Source organism: Winogradskyella litorisediminis, from assembly GCF_042675765.1.
GTDB classification, from domain to species: Bacteria; Bacteroidota; Bacteroidia; order Flavobacteriales; family Flavobacteriaceae; genus Winogradskyella; species Winogradskyella litorisediminis.
This window is the reverse complement of the sequence record NZ_JBHTJL010000009.1, coordinates 1,457,458-1,473,920: the sequence shown is the minus strand read 5'-3', so window position 1 is coordinate 1,473,920 and position 16,463 is coordinate 1,457,458. Positions and strand designations below refer to the sequence as shown.

10 protein-coding genes, 1 tRNA gene and 1 pseudogene are annotated in these 16,463 nt (G+C 34.7%); 1 reads left to right on the top strand and 11 read right to left on the bottom strand.

What is annotated here, in order from left to right; all coding sequences use genetic code 11:
* A pseudogene (locus ACFQ1Q_RS09010) lies at positions 1–2,356 on the bottom strand (hypothetical protein); the annotation flags it as partial.
* Between the two features lie 445 nt (positions 2,357–2,801).
* Here ACFQ1Q_RS09010 and ACFQ1Q_RS09005 point away from each other — a divergent pair.
* On the top strand, positions 2,802–4,391 hold the full coding sequence (locus ACFQ1Q_RS09005; protein ID WP_386130130.1) for a peptide chain release factor 3: 1,590 nt from the start codon (positions 2,802–2,804) through the stop codon (positions 4,389–4,391).
* 227 nt (positions 4,392–4,618) lie between these two features.
* On the opposite strand, the gene ACFQ1Q_RS09000 is transcribed toward ACFQ1Q_RS09005, so the two are convergent.
* The 10 genes from ACFQ1Q_RS09000 to ACFQ1Q_RS08955 all read right to left on the bottom strand — a co-directional run bounded on the left by ACFQ1Q_RS09000 (position 4,619) and on the right by ACFQ1Q_RS08955 (position 16,424).
* Entirely contained in the window at positions 4,619–4,936 is a 318-nt protein-coding gene (locus tag ACFQ1Q_RS09000; protein ID WP_386130127.1) for a DUF3467 domain-containing protein, read from the bottom strand.
* A gap of 112 nt (positions 4,937–5,048) precedes the next feature.
* The gene (rpoC, locus tag ACFQ1Q_RS08995) at positions 5,049–9,350 is read right to left on the bottom strand and encodes a DNA-directed RNA polymerase subunit beta' (protein WP_386130124.1); all 4,302 of its coding nucleotides are present in this window, start codon (positions 9,348–9,350) and stop codon (positions 5,049–5,051) included.
* 74 nt (positions 9,351–9,424) lie between these two features.
* Positions 9,425–13,237: a DNA-directed RNA polymerase subunit beta gene (gene rpoB / locus ACFQ1Q_RS08990; RefSeq protein ID WP_386130121.1), complete on the bottom strand. Its 3,813-nt coding sequence runs from the start codon at positions 13,235–13,237 to the stop codon at positions 9,425–9,427.
* Between the two features lie 132 nt (positions 13,238–13,369).
* On the bottom strand, positions 13,370–13,747 hold the full coding sequence (gene rplL, locus ACFQ1Q_RS08985) for a 50S ribosomal protein L7/L12 (RefSeq protein ID WP_386130118.1): 378 nt from the start codon (positions 13,745–13,747) through the stop codon (positions 13,370–13,372).
* A 58-nt stretch (positions 13,748–13,805) separates the two neighbouring features.
* Entirely contained in the window at positions 13,806–14,327 is a 522-nt protein-coding gene (gene rplJ, locus ACFQ1Q_RS08980) for a 50S ribosomal protein L10 (RefSeq protein WP_386130115.1), read from the bottom strand.
* Positions 14,328–14,346: 19 nt separating this feature from the next.
* A complete protein-coding gene (gene rplA / locus ACFQ1Q_RS08975; RefSeq protein ID WP_386130113.1) occupies positions 14,347–15,036 on the bottom strand; it encodes a 50S ribosomal protein L1 in 690 nt (229 codons plus the stop codon).
* 10 nt (positions 15,037–15,046) lie between these two features.
* Positions 15,047–15,487 (bottom strand): 50S ribosomal protein L11, encoded by a 441-nt coding sequence (gene rplK, locus ACFQ1Q_RS08970; protein WP_386130110.1) that lies wholly within the window; start codon positions 15,485–15,487, stop codon positions 15,047–15,049.
* A 77-nt stretch (positions 15,488–15,564) separates the two neighbouring features.
* A complete protein-coding gene (gene nusG / locus ACFQ1Q_RS08965; protein ID WP_386130108.1) occupies positions 15,565–16,122 on the bottom strand; it encodes a transcription termination/antitermination protein NusG in 558 nt (185 codons plus the stop codon).
* Between the two features lie 16 nt (positions 16,123–16,138).
* Positions 16,139–16,333, bottom strand: a complete 195-nt coding sequence (gene secE / locus ACFQ1Q_RS08960) for a preprotein translocase subunit SecE (protein ID WP_386130105.1) — start codon at positions 16,331–16,333, stop codon at positions 16,139–16,141.
* 18 nt (positions 16,334–16,351) lie between these two features.
* A tRNA-Trp gene (locus ACFQ1Q_RS08955) sits at positions 16,352–16,424 on the bottom strand.
* Positions 16,425–16,463: the final 39 nt, after the last annotated feature.

The window sequence follows — 16,463 nt, the reverse complement described above, 5'->3', positions numbered from 1 at the left end:
CATCTAATACATCTACTGGTACTAACGTGTTTATCGTTGCTCCTGTGACTACTTCATTGTCCGCTACTGGTGGTAAACTTACAGATAAATTAAGAGATATCGTCTGAGATAAACATTCGTTATCTGGATGTGTAATTATAACCTCATAAATACCTGAATTTGAAACTGTAACAGTTCCAAAATCAAATGTTTGACCGGTGGCTCCTGATTCTGTTGGTGTGACTGCTACAGGACCTCCACCGAGACCATTATCATAAGTCCATGAATAAACCAAATCGGTAGTTACATTAGATCCTAATCCATAATTTGGTAAAAAGTTTGGTGCACCATCCCAAGAAGTAGTCTGTCCTGAAACAGCATTTGACATTACAGTAAAATTATCTCCATCATTTAATGAAAGTGTAGTTGGTATAGAAGTATCACTTACTGTTAAACCAACTGCTATTACTTCATTTCCTGTAACACCGTTATAACTACCTGCTATAATTGTACCTCCTGTTGTTACTTGACCATCTGAATTAAAACCATCACCATCTATAACACCATCACTATTTGTATCTATAGCACCAGATTCTAATGAATCCGGGCAACCATCATTATCTGAATCTGTATCTAAATGATTTGGTAAGCTATCACCGTCTGTATCCCTAGCAATGCAATATTCTAATTCGTAAAATTGCATAGTCACATCACCACTATTACCATTCTGTTTTCCTACAGTCAACTGAATTTCTGTTACAGGTCCTTGAATTGAAACTGCGATACTATTGCTTGGTGCATTTGCACCACCTGCAGTACTCACAGCACTTTGTCCAGTAATTGTAACATTAGCACCAAGATTTAAGTCTGACAATTGTACAGGTACAATTTCGACTCCATTTAAAGCTGTAAAGTCAACTCTATCACTGTTATCTAAACCACCAAATTTAAAATTGACATTAAAAACTTGTTGAGAAAATGTATAGGTGTAAACCGCAACATCTCCGTTTGGAAAATCTGTATTATCTGGTTGTGTTTCAATATAATCACCAGAAACTCCAGCAACAGCCTCGCTATACACACCAGCAGACCATTCGGCTGTACCAAATAATTCAAAAGTTGCATCAAGACTTACGCCACTAGAAAGACTAAAGGGATAAATATCTGTTAAACTGGCTGTGGCGGTACCTCCGTTTGTTCCTGTATCATTATTTGTAAAGGCTTGATTTAAATCTACAAAACCTGAGGAACATTCTAATTCATTTATATCTAAAATACCATCATTATCATCGTCTAAATCTACTGAATTATTTACACCATCACCATCTGTGTCAGGTAGAACTACGAATGTCGCAGTAGCAGTATCACAATTTTGTGGTGTTGTTACTGTACATATTGTATAAACAATTGAATAAGATCCAATAGGACTACCTGCTGGTACATTTAAATTTCCAGAAGTATCTATAGTTACTCCAGATCCGTCATCGTCATCCAGAGTTATAGTCACATTTGATGCAACTGCTGGAGAACCGTTTACTATATCATTTACAATTACATTACCAGCTACACCACCAACTCCTTCTGTTAAACCTGATGAAACAAAATCGTCATTAACAGCATCAATAACAGTTACTGAGTTTGGATTAGTAAATGTTATAGGCTCAAATGCGAGTGCAAACTGTCTTGCCGTGGTACTTGTACCTGAATCTCTTAAAACACCTGCCCTATAAGTAAATGAAGATAATGAAGAATATTCCGTTTTTGCAAGAAATTGAGAATTTGCATTTATGCCAGGATTAACCAAATCTGTTGAAGCCTCAAATCTTCCCGACGGTAAGTAATTTAATTCTGAAGGATTATTTAAAACATAACCTCCAAAATCGCTTATAATTACATATTCTCTAATGTTTGTATTACTACCATCAATATCTAATGAATATGCATCTAATTCTATGAAAATAGGTAATGAGTTATCAGAATTTAGAACAAACTCAAACAAAAATTCTACAAAGCCACCATCGGCAGATCCGTTTACTATAGTACCACCATTTATCTGTACTATTGGGTCAAAACTCGACAAACCATTACCGATATGGTCTGCAAGGTCATCAAATTGAGTTAATATTGCAGCTTGAGAATTTGTAATTGTAACAAGTGCGTCAACATCTATTCCATCTGGTGTTGTCGTTACATTTTGAAAACGGTATTGCGTTCCAACCGCCAGATTTGTTCCTCCGTTAACTATTGTAGGATTTCTAAAATCTAATGTCACCTGAGCTTCTAAAGAGCCTAATCCAAAATTAAGAAAAAATGTAAGTAAAAATAATTTAATTGCAACGATAGGTTTTGTAAACAAGAAACAGGTAGAGATTTTCATATTATTGAAGAGATAAAATTATAATAGGATGTGAGTATTTTGGATTTTGAATATTTAAAATAAGTGTAATTAAATGCTAACAAAACAAAGAAAGAGTTTTGATGAAATACCGTTTTAAATCCAAAAAATCTGTTGAAATGAATCAATATTAATAGCTATTAGTTAAACATAATATGTTATAAGACGACCGAATCTATTTAACAAAATTTAACAATCGAAATTTAATGAAAAAAAAAATTAAATTATTGTAGGAATTATTCTATTCTTTTTTTAATCGATAAAACACGCATATTGTCGTTTAAATACAATGCTCTTTTTACTTACAATAAATCTTTATCTTTTTATCATATTGCGTTATAGGTAGTTTTGTTTAAAGTATAAACTAAAAAAAATGTATCAGTTTACAGTTAAAACAATATTTTTGTGTCACTAAAATTTAGACTTAATGAGTTTCTTATCAGAAATACAAAGACGCCGAACCTTTGGTATTATTTCCCATCCAGATGCTGGTAAAACAACGCTTACCGAAAAGCTCCTTTTATTTGGTGGTGCCATACAAGAAGCAGGTGCTGTTAAAAGTAATAAAATAAAAAAAGGCGCTACGAGTGACTTTATGGAGATAGAGCGCCAACGAGGAATTTCTGTAGCAACATCTGTTTTAGCTTTTGAATACAATGGTATAAAGATAAACATACTAGATACGCCTGGGCATAAAGATTTTGCAGAGGACACTTTTAGAACCTTAACCGCTGTCGATAGCGTTATCGTTGTAATTGATGTGGCAAAAGGTGTTGAAGAACAAACGGAAAAATTGGTGGAAGTTTGCCGTATGCGTAACATCCCGATGCTTGTTTTTATAAATAAATTAGACCGAGAAGGTAAAGATGCGTTTGATTTACTAGATGAAGTCGAGCAAAAACTAGGCCTAACGGTTTGCCCATTAAGTTTTCCAATAGGTATGGGATATGATTTTAAGGGTATTTATAATATTTGGGAAAAGAATGTAAATCTTTTTACTGGAGACCCTAAGAAAGACATTGAAGATACGATAGAGATTAATGATTTATCTTCACCCGAATTAGATACATTGATAGGTGAAAAACATGCAAATGAATTACGAGAAAATATTGAATTAGTTAGTGGTATTTATCCAAAATTTAATAAAGAAGATTACTTAAAAGGCACTCAACAACCTATGTTTTTTGGCTCCGCCTTGAATAATTTTGGAGTAAGAGAACTACTAGATTGTTTTGTGGAAATTGCACCAAAACCTAGACCAAAACAAAGTGAAGAACGATTGGTAAAGCCAGAAGAAAAAGATTTCTCAGGATTTGTATTTAAAATTCATGCAAATATGGATCCAAATCATCGTAATCGTTTAGCTTTTGTTAAAATCGTATCAGGTGAGTTTCATCGTAATAACCCATATTTGCATGTGCGCAATGGAAAGAAAATGAAATTCTCTAGTCCAAATGCGTTTTTTGCAGAAAAAAAAGAGATTGTTGACATATCATATCCTGGTGATATTGTTGGGCTGCAAGATAGTGGCAATTTTAAAATTGGAGATACACTTACCGAAGGAGAAATCCTAAATTATAAAGGTGTACCGAGCTTTTCTCCTGAACATTTTAGGTATATCAATAATGCTGATCCAATGAAGTCTAAACAGTTATATAAGGGCATTGACCAACTTATGGATGAAGGTGTTGCGCAATTATTTACTTTAGAACTTAATGGACGTAAAGTTATAGGCACAGTTGGTGCCCTACAGTATGAAGTAATTCAGTACCGATTAGAACATGAGTATGGTGCTAAATGTACATACGAAAATCTAAATGTACACAAAGCATGCTGGGTTGACCCCGAAGATTCAAAAAGTGAAGAATTTAAAGATTTTAAGCGCGTAAAACAACGTTTTTTGGCCAAAGATAAAAGTGGACAATTGGTATTTTTAGCAGATTCTATGTTTACTTTACAAATGACTGAACAAAAATATCCAAATATTAAATTTCATTACACCTCTGAATTTGATTAAAATTCCTAAAAATGAGGTAAAACTTATTTTTAAGCGATTTAAGAGCGTTTAATTATTTTTCAATAAAAATATATTAACACTTTTTATTATAGGCTTAATTAAACTGAAAATAATCAATTTTCGATAGGAAATAATTATAGTAAAATATGGTTTAATTCAATGTATCAATAACTAACAAATCCTTCTTTTCGAAGGATTTGTTAGTTAAAATTATTTTTTTATTGAAATTACGCTTGCCCAGTTGGCCCAAAATTAATTGGAACTTGTGGTTGCTCGTAATCTTTAATAGTTCCATGTGCTTGCTCAAACCGTTTCACATTTTCGTTTAAAGCTTTTACAAGTCGCTTTGCATGTTGCGGCGTTAAAATAATTCGTGATTTAACTTTACTTTTTGGGGTTCCAGGCATAATGTTAACAAAATCTATTACAAACTCCGATACCGAGTGGTTTATTATTGCTAGGTTAGAGTAAGTACCTTGGGCTACTTGCTCATCTAATTCAATATTAATTTGTCCTTGTTTTTGTTGTTTTTTATTATCTGACATAATATTATGTATTTTCTATTTAATTATTTTTTATTTAAAAAGCCTTCAAACTAGATTGTATGAAGGCTTTTAAAACTATATTCTCATTATCTTGAGATAAGAGTTGCTACTACTAATTGTAGTTCATTTCCTCTTTATGCTTCATCATTTCATCAAACTCCGACTTAGAACCTACGATAATATTTTCGTAATCTCTAACACCTGTACCGGCAGGAATTCTATGACCTACAATTACATTCTCTTTAAGACCTTCTAAAGCATCAACTTTACCATTTACAGCGGCTTCGTTGAGTACTTTTGTTGTCTCTTGGAACGATGCTGCTGAAATAAATGACTTAGTCTGCAGAGATGCTCTTGTAATACCTTGTAGGATTGGTGTAGCCGTAGCTGGACTCGCATCACGAGCTGTTACTAAAGCTTTATCTTCTCTCCTAAGGATTGAATTTTCGTCTCTTAACTGACGTGTTGTTACAATTTGACCTGATTTTAAATTCTCAGATTCACCAGCATCTTCGACCACTTTCATTCCGAAAATTTTATCATTTTCTTCGATGAAATCTGATTTATGGACTAATTGGTTTTCTAAGAAAATTGTATCACCAGAATCAATGATTCTAACTTTACGCATCATTTGTCTTACAACAACTTCGAAATGCTTATCGTTAATCTTTACACCTTGCAAACGATAAACTTCTTGTACTTCGTTTACTAAGTACTGCTGTACCGCTGAAGGTCCTTTGATGTTTAAGATATCATTAGGTGTAATAGAACCGTCTGATAATGGCATACCTGCTTTTACATAATCGTTTTCTTGTACAAGAATTTGATTAGATAACTTTACAAGGTATTTCTTAACCTCGCCTAATTTAGACTCAATTATAATTTCGCGGTTACCACGCTTAATTTTACCAAAAGAAACAACACCATCAATCTCTGTTACCACAGCTGGGTTAGATGGATTACGTGCTTCGAATAACTCTGTTACACGTGGAAGACCACCTGTAATATCACCTGCTTTTGCAGACTTACGAGGAATCTTCACTAAAATTTTACCGATGTCAATTTTATCGCCATCGTCAATCATTATGTGTGCACCTACCGGCAAATTGTAAGAACGAATAGTTTCACCCTTTTTATCTTCAATCAGTAATGTTGGAATTAACTTCTTGTTTCTAGATTCTGAAATTACTTTCTCTTGGAAACCTGTTTGCTCATCAATTTCAACTTGATATGTAACACCTTGTTCGATGTTTTCGTACTTCACCTTACCAGCAAATTCCGAAATAATTACACCATTATATGGATCCCATTGACAGACTACGGTACCTTTTTTAATTTTGTCACCTGGCTTAACAAATATGTGAGAACCATAAGGAATGTTGTTTGTACTTAAAACAATACCTGTTTTAGCATCTGTTAACTTCAATTCTGAAGTACGAGATATAACAACATCAACTTCATTGCCTTCATTGTCTTTACTTTTAACAGTTTTAAGATCTTCGATTTCAGCAATTCCATCAAACTTAGCAACTAACTTATTCTCTTCAGAGATGTTACCTGCAATACCACCTACGTGGAATGTACGTAACGTTAACTGTGTTCCTGGTTCACCGATAGATTGTGCGGCTACTACACCTACAGCTTCTCCTCGTTGTACCATTTTACCAGTTGCTAGGTTTCGTCCATAACATTTAACACAAATACCTTTTTTAGCTTCACAAGTCAATGGCGAACGTACTTCGATAGATTCTACAGGAGAGTCACCAATTTTCTTAGCAATAACGTCATCGATATGCTCGTTTGCAGAAACTAAAAGCTCTTGCGTTAATGGATTGTAAACATCATTCACAGATGTACGTCCAACAATTCTTGCTTCTAATTTCTCAATAATTTCTTCATTCTTTTTCAATGCAGAAACCTCAATACCTCTCAGAGTACCACAATCTTCTTCGTAAACAATTACATCTTGCGATACATCTACCAAACGACGTGTTAAGTAACCCGCATCGGCCGTTTTAAGAGCCGTATCCGCAAGACCTTTACGTGCACCGTGAGTTGAGATAAAGTATTCTAAAATTGAAAGTCCTTCTTTAAAGTTAGAAAGAATTGGGTTTTCAATAATTTCTCCACCACCTGCATTAGATTTTTTAGGCTTTGCCATTAATCCACGCATACCTGTTAACTGACGAATCTGCTCTTTAGATCCACGAGCTCCGGAGTCTAGCATCATAAATACCGAGTTAAATCCTTGCTGATCTTCACGAATACGCTTCATAGATAGTTCAGTTAACTCTGCGTTAGTAGATGTCCATATATCAATAACTTGGTTGTAACGTTCGTTATTAGTAATAAGACCCATATTATAGTTACCCATAATACCATCTACCTTTTTATTAGCCTCATCAATCATTCCGTGTTTTTCTTGTGGAATAATGATATCACCTAAACTGAAAGATAAACCACCTTGGAAGGCAAATTTGTATCCTAAAGTTTTAATTTCATCAAGGAATGCAGCCGTTTCTGGCACACTAGTCTTTTTAAGAATTCCATGTATGATATCTCTTAAAGACTTTTTAGTTAATACCTCATTAATATATCCTGCTGCAGCCGGTACTTTTTCGTTGAATAATACACGACCAACAGTTGTTTCGATAATTTGAGTTGTTAGCTCTCCTTCCTCGTTAAAATCTTGAGTACGGACTTTAATACCAGCATTTAAGTCAACTTTCTTCTCATTGTAAGCAATTGTTACTTCATCTGGAGAATAGAATGTTAAACCTTCACCCTTAACAGTGTAATCCTTATCTGTTTTTCTGTGCTTGGTCATGTAATATAAACCAAGTACCATATCTTGAGAAGGTACTGTTACTGGCGAACCGTTAGCTGGATTCAAAATATTATGCGAAGCCAGCATTAATAGTTGTGCTTCTAAAATAGCCTCTGGTCCTAATGGCAAATGCACCGCCATTTGGTCACCATCGAAATCAGCATTAAATGCTGTACACACTAATGGGTGTAACTGTATTGCTTTACCTTCGATAAGTTTAGGCTGAAATGCCTGAATACCAAGCCTGTGTAATGTAGGAGCACGGTTTAGAAGAACTGGATGTCCTTTTAAAACATTCTCTAAAATATCCCAAACTACAGGCTCTTTTCTATCTATAATTTTCTTAGCAGATTTTACTGTTTTTACAATTCCTCTTTCGATTAACTTACGAATGATGAACGGCTTATAAAGCTCGGCTGCCATGTTTTTTGGAAGACCACATTCAAATAATTTTAATTCTGGTCCTACAACAATTACCGAACGTGCAGAATAATCAACACGCTTACCCAATAAGTTTTGACGGAAACGTCCTTGTTTTCCTTTTAATGAATCTGAAAGTGACTTTAATGGTCTATTAGAATCTGTTTTAACCGCAGAAGACTTACGTGTATTATCGAATAAAGAATCTACTGACTCTTGAAGCATACGCTTCTCATTACGTAGAATAACCTCTGGTGCTTTTATCTCAACTAATCTTTTTAGACGATTATTACGGATAATTACACGACGGTATAAATCATTTAAATCTGAGGTTGCAAAACGACCACCATCTAAAGGCACTAAAGGTCTTAATTCTGGTGGAATTACAGGAACAGCCTTCATAATCATCCACTCAGGTCTGTTTTCTCTGTTTAAATTTGAGTCTCTAAAAGCTTCAACAACTTGAAGACGTTTTAAAGCTTCAGTTTTACGCTGCTTAGAAGTTTCGTTATTTGCCTTGTGACGTAAATCGTAAGACAACTGGTCTAAGTCAATACGTGCTAAAATGTCTATTAAACATTCTGCACCCATTTTTGCGATAAATTTATTTGGGTCTGTATCGTCTAGATACTGATTTTCCTGTGGAATACTATCTAAAATATTAAGATATTCTTCCTCAGTTAAGAAGTCCATTTTTTGCAATGGTTCTCCTTCAGCATTCATTGCAATACCAGGTTGAATTACCACGTAACGTTCGTAGTAAATAATCATATCTAATTTCTTAGAAGGTAAACCTAGTAAATACCCAATTTTGTTTGGTAACGAACGGAAATACCAAATATGAGCTACTGGCACAACTAAATTGATGTGTCCTACTCTATCTCTACGTACTTTCTTTTCTGTTACTTCTACACCACAACGGTCACAAACAATACCCTTGTAGCGAATTCTTTTATATTTTCCACAAGCACACTCAAAATCCTTTACGGGACCAAAAATACGCTCACAAAACAAACCATCACGTTCTGGTTTGTGTGTACGATAATTTATAGTTTCTGGCTTTAATACCTCACCACGGGATGCTGCTAAAACAGACTCTGGTGATGCTAAACCAATAGAAATTTTATTAAACTTCTGTACTGTATTCTTATCTTGTCTTCTTGCCATGTCTTTATAGTATTCAGTAGCAGTCACAGTTTTCAGTATTTACACACTGTAAACTGAGACTGATAACTGTAAATTTATTCTTCTAATCTAATATCTAATCCTAATCCTTTCAATTCGTGCATAAGTACGTTGAAAGATTCAGGTAGTCCTGGCTCTGGCATTGGCTCACCTTTTACGATAGCTTCGTAAGTTTTTGCTCTACCAATTACGTCATCCGATTTTACGGTTAAGATTTCACGTAGTGTACTTGATGCACCGTATGCTTCAAGTGCCCAAACTTCCATCTCACCAAAACGCTGACCACCAAATTGGGCTTTACCACCTAATGGCTGTTGCGTAATTAATGAGTAAGGACCAATTGAACGTGCGTGCATTTTATCGTCAATCATGTGACCTAACTTAATCATATAGATAACACCTACTGTTGCAGGTTGATCGAAGCGGTCACCAGTTCCACCATCATATAAATATGTATGACCAAAACGTGGTACACCAGCTTCATCTGTAAATCCATTGATTTGATCTAAAGTTGCACCATCAAAAATTGGAGTTGCATATGTGCGACCTAATTTTTGACCTGCCCAACCAAGTACCGTTTCATAAATCTGACCAATGTTCATACGAGATGGTACACCAAGTGGATTTAACACGATATCTACAGGAGTTCCATCTTCTAAGAAAGGCATATCTTCTTGACGAACGATACGAGCAACAATACCTTTGTTACCGTGACGACCTGCCATTTTATCACCAACTTTAAGTTTACGTTTTTTTGCAATGTAAACCTTAGCTAATTTAATAATACCAGCTGGTAATTCGTCACCAACAGATATTGTAAATTTCTCACGACGTAAAGATCCTTGAAGATCGTTTTCTTTGATTTTATAGTTGTGAATCAAGTCTGCTACCATTTCGTTTGTAGCATCATCTGTAGTCCATCTTCCTGAAGTTAAATGTGCATAATCATCTACAGCGTTTAACATTTTCAAAGTGTATTTTTTTCCTTTAGGAATAATTTCTTCTCCTAAATCGTTATAAATACCTTGAGCAGTTTTTCCGTTAACAATTGCAAATAACTTTTCAACTAAAATATTTTGAAGGTCATCAAATCGCTTATCGTAAGCATCTTCTAACTTTTCAATATCTTCTTTGTCTTGCGCTCTTTTTCGTTTATCTTTAATTGCTCTTGCAAATAACTTCTTGTCAATTACAACACCATTTAAAGATGGCGATGCTTTTAGAGAAGCATCTTTTACATCTCCAGCCTTATCTCCAAAAATTGCACGTAAAAGCTTTTCTTCTGGAGTAGGATCAGATTCACCTTTTGGCGTAATTTTACCTATTAAAATATCTCCTGGTTTAATTTCAGCACCTACGCGAATCATTCCATTTTCATCCAAATCTTTTGTAGCTTCTTCAGAAACGTTAGGAATATCATTAGTTAATTCTTCGTTACCTAATTTGGTGTCTCTAACTTCTAATGAATATTCATCAATATGAATAGAAGTAAATATATCATCACGAACTACTTTCTCAGAAATCACAATAGCATCCTCGAAGTTGTAACCTTTCCATGGCATAAATGCCACTTTCATATTTCGACCAAGTGCCAATTCTCCTTTTTGGGTAGCGTAACCTTCACAAAGTACTTGTCCTTTTTCAACTTTATCACCTTTTTCTACAATTGGCTTTAAGTTGATAGAAGTTCCTTGATTGGTTTTTCTGAATTTAACTAAAGGATAGGTTTTGGTATCGCTATCAAAGCTTACCATAGCTTCTTCTTCAGTACGTTCGTATTTAATGGTAATTTTTTCTGCATCTACATATTCTACAGTACCAGCGCCTTCAGCGTTGATTAATACTCTAGAATCTGATGCCACTTGACGCTCTAAACCAGTACCAACGATTGGGGCTTCAGGACGTAATAAAGGAACGGCTTGACGCATCATGTTAGACCCCATTAATGCACGGTTGGCATCATCGTGTTCCAAGAATGGAATTAAAGATGCAGAAATCGATGCAATTTGGTTTGGAGCAACATCTGTGTAATTTACATTTGAAGGATCAATTACTGGGAAATCACCTTCTTGACGAGAAATAATTTTCTCTGGAAGAATTTTTCCTTTTTTATCAACTTCAATTGTAGCTTGTGCTATTAACATATTCTCTTCCTCTTCGGCACTCAAATATGTTGGCTCATTTTTAATATCTACAACACCATTTTCTACTTTTCGGTATGGCGTTTCAATGAATCCCATTGGATTCACTTTAGCGAATACAGATAATGAAGAAATCAAACCAATGTTTGGTCCTTCTGGTGTTTCAATAGGACATAAACGCCCATAATGTGTATAGTGAACATCTCGAACCTCAAACCCTGCTCTTTCCCTAGATAAACCTCCAGGTCCAAGAGCTGATAAACGACGCTTGTGAGTAATCTCTGCTAATGGATTGGTTTGGTCCATAAACTGAGATAACTGGTTTGTACCAAAGAATGAATTAATTACTGAAGATAATGTCTTCGCGTTAATTAAGTCAATAGGAGTAAATACTTCGTTATCACGAACATTCATACGCTCACGGATAGTACGTGCCATACGTGCTAAACCAACACCAAACTGAGATGATAACTGCTCACCAACTGTACGTACACGACGGTTAGATAAGTGATCAATATCATCAATCTCTGCTTTAGAGTTTATAAGCTCAATTAAATATTTTATGATGGTTATGATATCAACTTTAGTAAGCACTTGCTTATCCATACCGATATCTAAACCAAGTTTTTTATTCATTCTATAACGACCAACTTCACCTAAAGAGTAACGTTGATCAGAGAAAAATAATTTATCTATAATACCACGAGCTGTTTCCTCATCTGGCGGCTCAGCATTACGTAGTTGACGATAGATATGTTCAACAGCTTCTTTTTCAGAATTTGTTGGATCTTTTTGTAATGTATTATGGATGATTGCATAATCTCCTTGTTGTCCACTTTCTTTATGAAGTAGAATAGTTTTTACACCAGCTTCAAGGATTTCTTCAATATTTTCTTTATCAACGATTGTATCACGGTCTAAAACAATCTCGTTACGCTCAATTGATACAACTTCACCAGTATCTTCATCAACGAAATCTTCATGCCATGTATTTAGTACACGTGCAGCAAGTTTGCGACCGATAACCTTCTTTAAACCAGATTTAGAAACTTTTACCTCTTCCGCGAGGTCAAATATCTCCAAAATATCTTTATCTCTTTCAAAACCAATAGCTCTAAAGAGAGTAGTAACAGGAAGTTTTTTCTTTCTATCAATATAAGCGTACATAACGCTATTAATATCAGTAGCAAATTCTATCCAAGATCCTTTAAAAGGAATTACTCTTGCTGAATATAATTTAGTACCATTTGCATGAAACGACTGGCTAAAGAATACACCAGGTGATCTATGCAGCTGAGACACAACAACTCTTTCTGCTCCATTTATACAGAAGGTACCGCTAGGTGTCATGTAAGGAATTGTTCCTAAGTATACATCTTGAACAATAGTCTCGAAGTCCTCGTGTTCAGGATCTGTACAATACAATTTCAAACGTGCTTTAAGTGGCACACTGTATGTTAGTCCTCTTTCTATACATTCTTCGATTGAATATCTTGGTGGATCAATAAAATAATCCAAGAATTCTAATACGAATTGGTTTCTTGTGTCGGTAATTGGAAAGTTCTCCATGAAGGTATTGTAAAGCCCTTCATTACCTCTTTGATCAGATTTTGTCTCTAATTGGAAAAAATCCTGAAAGGATTTTATCTGAATATCCAAAAAATCTGGGTATTCAGTTCTATTTACAATCGAGGAGAAATTTAATCTTTCAGCTTGTTTTGCTAACATCGATGAACGCGTTTTTGATTAAAAATAATGTAAAAAGTGTACATAATATTTATATACACAAAATGGTCTAGGCATTATCCCGCTTTTTTAGCGGGATAAACCTAAACCTTGTCTTGTAGGTATTAAGTAAGCTTACTTAAGCTCAACCTCAGCACCAGCTTCTTCTAACTGTGCTTTTAAAGCTTCAGCTTCGTCTTTTGAAACGCCTTCTTTAATTGGGCTTGGTGCATCGTCAACTAGACCTTTAGCTTCTTTTAATCCTAAACCAGTTAATTCTTTAACTAATTTTACAACTGCTAGTTTAGAACCACCAGCTGCTTTAAGGATTACGTCAAATTCAGTTTGCTCTTCTGCAGCGTCTCCACCAGCAGCAGCGCCACCAGCAGCAACAGCTACTGCAGCAGCAGCAGGCTCAATACCGTATTCTTCTTTTAAAATATCAGCTAATTCATTAACCTCTTTTACAGTTAAATTAACTAATTGTTCTGCGAAATCTTTTAAATCTGCCATTTTTCTATCGTTTTTGTAAGTGTGTTTTTATTTTAATTTTTAAGTGCGTAATTGTTAATTATCCTTCTTTTTCAGATAATGTTTTTAAGATACCTGCAATAGTTCCACCGCTTGATTTAAGCGCAGAAATAACATTTTTAGCAGGAGATTGTAATAATCCAACAATCTCTCCAATCAATTCTTCTCTAGACTTGATATCCACTAAGGCATCTAATTGGTCGTCTCCAATGTAAATTGACTCTTCAATAAAAGCGCCTTTTAAAAGAGGCTTTTCTGACTTTTTACGGAAAGCTTTAATTACTTTAGCTGGACCATTACCAGTTTCAGAATACATTACAGAGGTATTGCCTTTAAGCGTTGATGGTAAATCTCCAAACTCTTTGTCTGAAGCTTCCATTGCTTTTTCTAATAATGTATTTTTTACAACTGCTAACTGAACATTTGCTTTAAAACATGCTCTACGTAAGTTTGAAGTATCTACAGCATTTAATCCAGATATATCTGTTAAATATATATTTGTATTTTCTGCTAACTGAGTAGTTAACTCATCAATTACTAGGGATTTTTCTTCTCTTGTCATAATATTATAAGTTTAACTACTATCCTATTTTTGTTTCAATTGAAATACTTGGACTCATAGTACTTGACATGTAAATACTTTTTACATAAGTACCTTTAGAAGCTGTTGGTTTTAGCTTCATTAAAGTTGTAAGTAATTCGTTTGCATTTCCAACAAGTTTGTCTACACTAAATGATGCTTTACCAATTGGTGCGTGAACAATACCTGTTTTATCTACTTTAAAATCAATTTTACCAGCTTTTACTTCACTAACCGCTTTGGCTACATCCATAGTTACTGTTCCTGTCTTAGGGTTTGGCATTAAACCTCTTGGGCCTAATACTCTACCTAGTGGTCCTAACTTACCCATAATACTTGGCATTGTAACGATTACGTCAACATCTGTCCAACCATCTTTAATTTTTTGTAAGTATTCATCTAACCCAACATAATCTGCACCTGCTGCTTTAGCTTCGTCTTCTTTATCTGGAGTTACTAATGCAAGAACCTTCATATCTTTACCTGTACCATGCGGTAATGAAACCACACCACGAACCATTTGATTTGCTTTTCGTGGATCTACGCCTAATCTTACGGCTAAATCTACAGAAGCATCAAACTTAGTATATGTAATTTCTTTTAGTAAAGCTGAAGCTTCTTCTACTGAGTAAAGTTTATTTTTGTCAACTTTAGCTCTAGCTTCTTTTTGCTTTTTTGTTAATCTTGCCATTTTAAAAATTTTAATTTGGTGCTTCACCACCTTTAACAGTGATACCCATCGATCTTGCTGTACCTGCAACCATTTTCATTGCTGAGTCTATAGTAAATGCATTTAAATCTACCATTTTGTCTTCAGCAATAGTTTTAATTTGGTCCCAAGTTACTTTTGCTACTTTTCGTCGGTTAGGCTCTCCTGAACCTTTTTTTAATTTGGCCGCTTCTAATAATTGTACTGCTGCTGGTGGAGTTTTGATTACGAATTCAAAAGATTTGTCTTTGTAAACAGAAATTACCACAGGTAAAACTTTACCTGGTCTATCTTGGGTTCTAGCATTAAATTGCTTACAGAACTCCATGATATTAACTCCAGCGGCACCTAAAGCGGGTCCAACCGGCGGCGATGGATTCGCTGCGCCTCCCCGAACTTGTAATTTAACTACTTTGTCTAGTTCTTTTGCCATTTTTGATTTTAATATTGTGCGATGTTTTTATTAAAAATTGAAGCTTAAAAAACAATCGCGATATAGTGTAACAATTATTAAACTTTTTCTACTTGCATATAACTTAATTCTAATGGTGTTTTTCTTCCAAAAATCTTTACCATTACTTCAAGCTTACGCTTTTCTTCATTTATTTTTTCAATAGTACCATCAAATCCATTAAATGGTCCATCAATAACTTTTACAGTTTCACCGATAGTAAATGGTATCGCAACATTTGAATCAGCTTCTAAAGACAATTCATCCACTTTACCTAACATACGGTTAACTTCAGATTGCCTTAAAGGAACTGGTTCACCACCTTTAGTTTCTCCTAAAAAACCAATAACGTTTGTAATTGATTTAATAATATGAGGAACTTCTCCACTTAAATTGGCCTTTATCATAATGTAACCAGGAAAATAAGTACGTTCTTTATTTACTTTTTTTCCGTTACGGATTTGAATAACTTTTTCAGTAGGCACTAAAACCTGGTCAACAAAATCACCTAAACCTAATCTAGAGATTTCATTCTCAATGTAAGTTTTAATTTTGTTTTCTTGGCCACTGACAGCCCTAACAACATACCATTTTTTATTTGTGTTCTTTTCAGACATGTAATTGATGTGTTGTTTAATTAATTATTCCAAAATAATATTTAATCAATCGACTAAAAACAGTATCAATTCCCCAAATAGCTAATGAAAATAATATGGAGAAAACCGCTACAACAACTGTTAGCCTTTGCGCTTCTGACCAAGGTGTCCACGTTACATTATTCTTTAGCTCTCCGAAAGATTCTTTTACGTATGTTATTAATCCTGCCATTTGATTTATTTATTATTGCACGGGTTGAGAGACTCGAACTCCCGACACCTGGTTTTGGAGACCAGTGCTCTACCAACTGAGCTAAACCCGTTTATTAGAGTTTGCTATACATCACAAAACACATGGGATG

Excerpts from the sequence above, each read along its gene's own strand:
- ACFQ1Q_RS09005 (WP_386130130.1), top strand. The coding sequence starts at position 2,802 with ATGAGTTTCTTATCAGAAATACAAAGACGCCGAACCTTTGGTATTATT.
- ACFQ1Q_RS09000 (WP_386130127.1), bottom strand. The coding sequence starts at position 4,936 with ATGTCAGATAATAAAAAACAACAAAAACAAGGACAAATTAATATTGAA.
- rpoC (WP_386130124.1), bottom strand. The coding sequence starts at position 9,350 with ATGGCAAGAAGACAAGATAAGAATACAGTACAGAAGTTTAATAAAATT.
- rpoB (WP_386130121.1), bottom strand. The coding sequence starts at position 13,237 with ATGTTAGCAAAACAAGCTGAAAGATTAAATTTCTCCTCGATTGTAAAT.
- rplL (WP_386130118.1), bottom strand. The coding sequence starts at position 13,747 with ATGGCAGATTTAAAAGATTTCGCAGAACAATTAGTTAATTTAACTGTA.
- rplJ (WP_386130115.1), bottom strand. The coding sequence starts at position 14,327 with ATGACAAGAGAAGAAAAATCCCTAGTAATTGATGAGTTAACTACTCAG.
- rplA (WP_386130113.1), bottom strand. The coding sequence starts at position 15,036 with ATGGCAAGATTAACAAAAAAGCAAAAAGAAGCTAGAGCTAAAGTTGAC.
- rplK (WP_386130110.1), bottom strand. The coding sequence starts at position 15,487 with ATGGCAAAAGAACTAGACAAAGTAGTTAAATTACAAGTTCGGGGAGGC.
- nusG (WP_386130108.1), bottom strand. The coding sequence starts at position 16,122 with ATGTCTGAAAAGAACACAAATAAAAAATGGTATGTTGTTAGGGCTGTC.
- secE (WP_386130105.1), bottom strand. The coding sequence starts at position 16,333 with ATGGCAGGATTAATAACATACGTAAAAGAATCTTTCGGAGAGCTAAAG.